Source organism: Vibrio sp. D173a, from assembly GCF_030248475.1.
The window spans coordinates 1-6025 of record NZ_JAHGAH010000226.1 but is presented as its reverse complement, the minus strand read 5'-3'; the positions used below and the strand labels follow the sequence as shown (position 1 = coordinate 6025).

Genomic DNA, 6025 nt, shown 5'->3' with positions numbered 1-6025 from the left:
ATGTTTGAATTGACTGTGCTGAATCTTTCGATTCAATGGTCACTTCGTATCATTGAAACCTAATTTGAAGCCGAAGCTTCTAATTGGATTATCATCAACGAGTGCCCACACAGATTGATAGGTCTATATTTTTAAAGAGCTTTTCTAACTAACTTGCCGCCTCAGCGCCTCGTCGTTAGGGGTGAGTATCTTACGCTTTCCGTTTTGAGAGTCAAGCATTTTTTCAAATTCTTTTTTCTCTCTTCCCGACTCGCTGTGTGACTTTCGTCTCACTCCGTGTCGGTGGATGCGCAGTATAGGGAATCCAGAAATGAGCGCAACCCTTTTTTTGAAAAAAACTTACCAAGCGGTCACTAATCCATCAAATGCGTTATATCTGCATATTTCTTCGTCACATTTGAGACATATCACAGCAATTGGTTGGAAAAACACCAACCATATACGTAAGATCCATGTGTCTATTTTGTTAATAGGCAGACAATCTCTTTATCATCTATATGTAGTAATCAAAATGACGTCTAAAAAAAATCTGACTTTGTGTGCTGGGTTGGCGGTCATTGGGGGAATCATCTTCTCTCAGTTACCTGTGCCACCTGCCTTGAGCTTTGTTATCGGTGTTATCGCTACTGCTTTTCTTTTTTCACTTTCTAGCAAAACACCTGTTCTTCAATCTTCGGATTCCGATCCTTCAACTAAAACGCTGTATGTCGGCAACCTTCCTTATAAGGCTAATGAGAGTCACGTTCGTGATTTGTTTGCTGAGTACGGACAGGTTTACGCGGTACGCTTAATGAAAGATAAGCGTACAGGTAAAAGAAGAGGGTTTGGTTTCGTAGTGATGGCAGCGGCAGATGCAAAACCTGCTATCGCTAAACTTAATGAGAAGGAATATATGGAGCGTACGCTTAAAGTGCGTATTGCAAACGACCCTAAACACCCGGAAGGCGGTAAACCTGAACAGGATTAAAGCCTAAGTTCGCCAAACAGGTATTCAGTGCATCTTCTTGCCAAGGAGGTGCACTGGCATAAATCTTCTTACTCCCCTCTTCTCTACTCTCTTGCTTCATGTCATTAAGCAATAATGCTTTCACACGACGCGCAATGGCTTCACCCGAATCAACTAACGTTACTTCACCACCCAATGCTTGATGTATTTCTTCTTTGATTAGAGGGAAGTGAGTACAGCCCAGTACTGCGACATCTACTTTATTACGCAGTGGGAGAAGAATGCTTTCCAGCTCTGAAAGAGAAATACTTTCACCACGCAGCTTTTCTTCTGCCATATCCACTAAGCGAGTCGAGCCTAATAACTCGACAGATTTACCTTGGGCAAAGTCGCGAATCAGTTCACGGGTATATTGACGAGTCACTGTCGCTGGCGTAGCAATTAACCCAACGCCTTGAGAGGCAAGTAGTGATGCCGGCTTTATCGCAGGAACGACACCAACAACTGGGATAGATAGATTAGCACGCAGTGAAGGCAGCACTATGGTACTTGCGGTATTGCAGGCGATGACCACGATGTCAGCTTGATGCTCTTCGACCAACGCTGCCACCAGCTTATTAACGCGAGTAATCAGCACATCTTGATCGAGTTCGCCATACGGGTAGGCTTCGTTATCGAACAGATACAAGTAATCCATATGTGGCAGAAGTCGGTGGATTTCTTGGAAGACCGATAACCCTCCGACACCGGAATCAAACACTAGGACTTTTTTCTTACTTGATGCTCGCACGAGTCTTACCTGCAAATTAGAGACTCGGCGATCATACTGGTTAGATTTGTTTTGGCAATGCTTTGGCTTGGTATCTTTGATGACTGAATCGCTCCCCTATTTCCACTTCAAGCATAGTCAATTCTATATGTCCTTGAAATGAAGGGGTTGATGTCACCAATGTATGGAATTCGCCATTTTCTCCGCAGGGATCAATATGACTGGGGAATGACTCTATTAGTGCTTTGTCATACCAACGTCCACACCACTCCGACTGCAACACTTCTCCATCGGTCGTTACCAACATGGTTTGAATGCCACGATCGACAATTTCAAATGCCAATACCCTTCTCTCTTCTCCTAGCAAAGGGAAGACACACTCCCAACCAGCAGGCTCAATATAGCTACGTCGATAATCGGCGATACCATTACAAAACATATCGCCAAACGCGACCGCTTCTACATTCAGTCCACTGTTTTGTAATGCATTAACGATAATCGATTGATAAATGTCGTTACTCGGGAAGACTTCTGGCAGCTCAATAGTAATGAGTGGAAGACCAAGTAAGTCTGCCTGCATTTGCACAACCTCTAATGGCGTCGCTTGGAAAGGCACTTCTTTATCAACGCAGGTGGTGTACAAGCCAACCACCTGATAAAGCGGATTCTCGTTTAGTCGCTCCAACGTTAGCGTAGAGTCTTTGCCACTCGACCAGCTGACCAAGACACGTTTTGCTTTTGTCATTAACTTTCCTCGTTACCTATTTCCACTCGGACCTGACTCACAATAAGAAAGACCGCCGATGTGGCGGTCTTTCTTATTAGATTTGATTAGAAGCGGTAGTCTGCCGAAACAAAGTACTGGCGCCCTGGTGTCGCGTAGCCCACGTACATCTCGTAATCTTTATCAAAAGCGTTGCTTAGCTTCGCGTTGATATCCCAGTTTTGGTTTACTGCGTAAGAAGCCGTAAAGTTCCATAGGCTGTAGCTCGGCAACCTTGTGCTGCCATTAAAGCGTTCACCTTGGTAAAGATATTGCGAGCCCAACGTCCATTGGTCAAACGTCGCGTAAGCGTTCCACTTAGCACCACGCTTAGAGCGGTAAGCGAGTTGCGTATCTTCTGCGCCAGATTTATCGACAGGGTCTTTATAATCTAGGTAGAACTCATGAGATACGATATCTGTATCGAGTTTCACTTCTAGTTCGACACCCTTGATCTCGGCTTCACCAACATTTTGCATGCCAGCTCCTTCCCAAATCAACATGTTCTCAATTTCGTTGTAGTAACCCGTTACCGTCCAATCAACAATCGATACAGCACCAGATAGCGACAGCTCGGTATTTTCTGACTCTTCCGGTTTTAGGTTTGGCATTTCGTAACCCGGGTAGTACAGGTCAACAAAGCTAGGCGCTCGGAAAGCAGTACCATGGCTCAGGGTTAACTCATAACCTTCGTAAAAGCTCCAACCCGCAGCAGTTTGCCACGTGGTGTTGTTACCAAACTGGTTGTTGTCGTCATTACGTACACTTGCTTCTAACGTCCATACGTCATAAGCGTATTGAGCAATGGCGCTAACACCAAAGTTGGTTCTTGGGTTCTTTTCTGGATCGTAGTCTTTAGCAGGTCCCCAGTCACTTGGGGCAATATAGCCTTTGGCTAGATTCTCCGTACGGTAGTCCAAACCACCACCAACGCTCAACTCTTCGTTTACGCTGTACGAGTTCAACCAAATCGCATTGAACTGCTCAATAGCAACGTGATCGCCGGTTGATTTGCTTTGACCTGATTTATGGTCGTAGTTGTCTTGTTGGCCGTAAGCCAGTTTCAATTCAGATGAGTAAACGTCTTTGTTGTATTCCAACGACAGATCGGCTCCGACATACTCTACTTCACCGGTTTTCTTCTCGTGCTTATCAACCGTGCCCCATGTAGGATTACCATAGCTACTGTTGTCGTAATCGTACTCATTGTTGTAAGCACTCACCCCAACATAACCAGATAAGTTGTCAGAAAAGTTTTGTTGGTAACCTAACTTCAGGTTTAGCGTTTCGAAACCATGTTCATCACCATCGTTCACACCCGGCAACGGTTTCACATTGAAACCATCGGTTTTCTCGTAGCCTAGAACACCTTTAAAGTGTTTTCCGTCACCTATCGGCCTAGAGACAACAAACGTCCCTTTCTTATGATTGTCCGAACCATAACCTGCGGTCACATGACTGGCATCACTATCAATGTTCGCACGAGTAATAATGTTGATTACACCAGAAATCGCTTCTGAGCCATAAATAGAAGCACGCGCACCACGAATGTAGTCAATACGTTCAATAGAATTGATTGGAAACTGATTAAAATCGACGCCGCCCATAATCGCACGGGGCATACGCACCCCATCAACTAAAACGAGTACTTGAGACGAGCTACCACCTCGAACGTAGATAGATGCGGATTGACCACGCCCACCGTACTGGGCAACTTCAACACTCGGTAGTGTACGGAACACATCAAACAGACTGTTTGCTTGCAGGCGCTCAATATCTTCTTTAGTGACCGTAACGGTTTGTGCGAGAACCGCACCATCAATTTGCTGGAATCGGTTTGCGGTAACCACAACCGTTTCGTCTGCAGAGGCTTCTTGGGCCTGTAAATAAAAGGTAGGTGAAAGCAGCGATGCACACGTGATCGCAAGAAGTGTTTTTCTCATTGTATTGTCCTAAATCGCGTAATTCCTACCGAGCCCTACTCATATTGAGCAGTCCAGTGCTGTGGCTCAGTTGCTGGCAGGTATTCGGACTTAAGAGCGAGATTACATCACCTACTTGCTCGACTTCCCACATAAACTAATGCAGTGTCTTGTTGAGCGTTCGTTCTCTTTTACCGCTGCGCGTCAGTTCTGGATTTCCACCAGATTCCCATTTCAGCCATCTAGATTGCTAGATAGCACCAGCTTGGGGCAAATACTATTAAGCTATTGATTATTTGTCCAGCCAATATTACCCCTGACAATTGTAACGATTTGGTTCATTGGTGTATCAACTGACACAGAACACACTATCTTTAAATCAATTAGGGTACAAAACTGGACATCCTATTGAGATTGAATAAAATCTGCGCTCTTAAATTGAATGCACCATAAAAGGTAAGATCATGGCTACTCTTGATGTAAACCCACAACGCTACCAAGAACAACTGGCTGAAAAAGTCGAACGTCTGAACGATATGTTCGCGCCATACAACGTGCCAGAACTGGAAGTGTTTGAATCACCAGAGCAGCACTACCGCATGCGTGCTGAGTTCCGCGTTTGGCATGAGGGTGAAGACCTTTACTACATCATGTTCAATCAAGAAACTCGTGAGAAATACCGCGTTGACCAATTCCCAGCAGCAAGCCGTCTGATCAACGACCTGATGCCACTATTGGTTGAAGCGATGAAAGACAACGAATCTCTACGTCGCAAACTTTTCCAAGTGGACTTCCTATCAACGCTCAGCGGCGAGATTCTGGTTTCACTGCTTTACCATCGCCAACTTGATGAAGAGTGGATTGAAAACGCAAAAGCACTCAAACAGCGTTTAAATGATGAAGGCTTCAACCTAAACATCATTGGTCGTGCTCGTAAGATGAAGATTGTCTTAGACCGCGACTACGTGATCGAGAAGCTAGACGTAAATGGCCAGAGCTACATCTACCAACAAGTTGAAAACAGCTTTACTCAGCCAAACGGCAAAGTCGCAGAGAAGATGTTGGAATGGGCGGTTGACTGTACTCAAGAAAGTACGGGTGACCTACTAGAGCTTTACTGTGGTAACGGTAACTTCTCTCTGGCGTTAGCTCAAAACTTTGATCGCGTACTTGCAACAGAACTAGCGAAGCCATCTGTGGTTTCTGCGCAATACAACATTGCAGCGAACGAGATTGACAACGTACAAATCCTACGTCTATCAGCAGAAGAATTTACTCAAGCAATCGAAGGTAAGCGTGAATTCCGTCGTCTACAAGATGCAGGCGTGGATCTGAAGAGCTACAACTGCAATACGATTTTTGTCGATCCACCACGCTCTGGTATGGATGTTGACACTTGTAAGATGGTGCAAGGTTACGAGCGCATCATGTACATCTCTTGTAACCCAGATACTCTGAAAGAGAACTTGGACATTCTATGTGAAACCCACAATGTGACGCGTTTTGCTCTGTTTGACCAGTTCCCTTACACACACCACATGGAAGCAGGTGTACTGTTGGAACGTAAAGCGTAATCCACCAGCCTCAGGCATAAAAAAAGCGAGCTCAATGGCTAATGCCGTTCA

5 protein-coding genes and 1 riboswitch are annotated in these 6025 nt (G+C 45.1%); of the genes, 2 read left to right on the top strand and 3 right to left on the bottom strand.

Going from position 1 to position 6025, the window contains the following annotated elements; all coding sequences use genetic code 11:
• Positions 1–511: 511 nt before the first annotated feature.
• Positions 512–967 carry an RNA-binding protein gene (locus KIV40_RS20940; protein WP_038890960.1) on the top strand — a complete coding sequence of 152 codons (456 nt, stop codon included), beginning with the start codon at positions 512–514 and terminating at the stop codon, positions 965–967.
• Here KIV40_RS20940 and murI read toward each other — a convergent pair.
• From murI to KIV40_RS20925, 3 genes are all read right to left on the bottom strand, one after another.
• A complete protein-coding gene (murI, locus tag KIV40_RS20935) occupies positions 930–1736 on the bottom strand; it encodes a glutamate racemase (RefSeq protein WP_285351127.1) in 807 nt (268 codons plus the stop codon). The genes KIV40_RS20940 and murI overlap by 38 nt on opposite strands.
• Positions 1737–1776: 40 nt before the next feature.
• Positions 1777–2460 carry an adenine nucleotide alpha hydrolase gene (locus KIV40_RS20930; protein ID WP_285351126.1) on the bottom strand — a complete coding sequence of 228 codons (684 nt, stop codon included), beginning with the start codon at positions 2458–2460 and terminating at the stop codon, positions 1777–1779.
• 86 nt (positions 2461–2546) lie between these two features.
• Positions 2547–4421, bottom strand: coding sequence for a TonB-dependent receptor domain-containing protein (locus tag KIV40_RS20925; RefSeq protein ID WP_228175905.1), 1875 nt, complete (start codon positions 4419–4421; stop codon positions 2547–2549).
• A gap of 57 nt (positions 4422–4478) precedes the next feature.
• Positions 4479–4680: riboswitch (cobalamin riboswitch) on the bottom strand.
• Between the two features lie 184 nt (positions 4681–4864).
• Here KIV40_RS20925 and trmA point away from each other — a divergent pair.
• Positions 4865–5974, top strand: a complete 1110-nt coding sequence (trmA, locus tag KIV40_RS20920; RefSeq protein WP_005430906.1) for a tRNA (uridine(54)-C5)-methyltransferase TrmA — start codon at positions 4865–4867, stop codon at positions 5972–5974.
• Positions 5975–6025 lie beyond the last annotated feature (51 nt).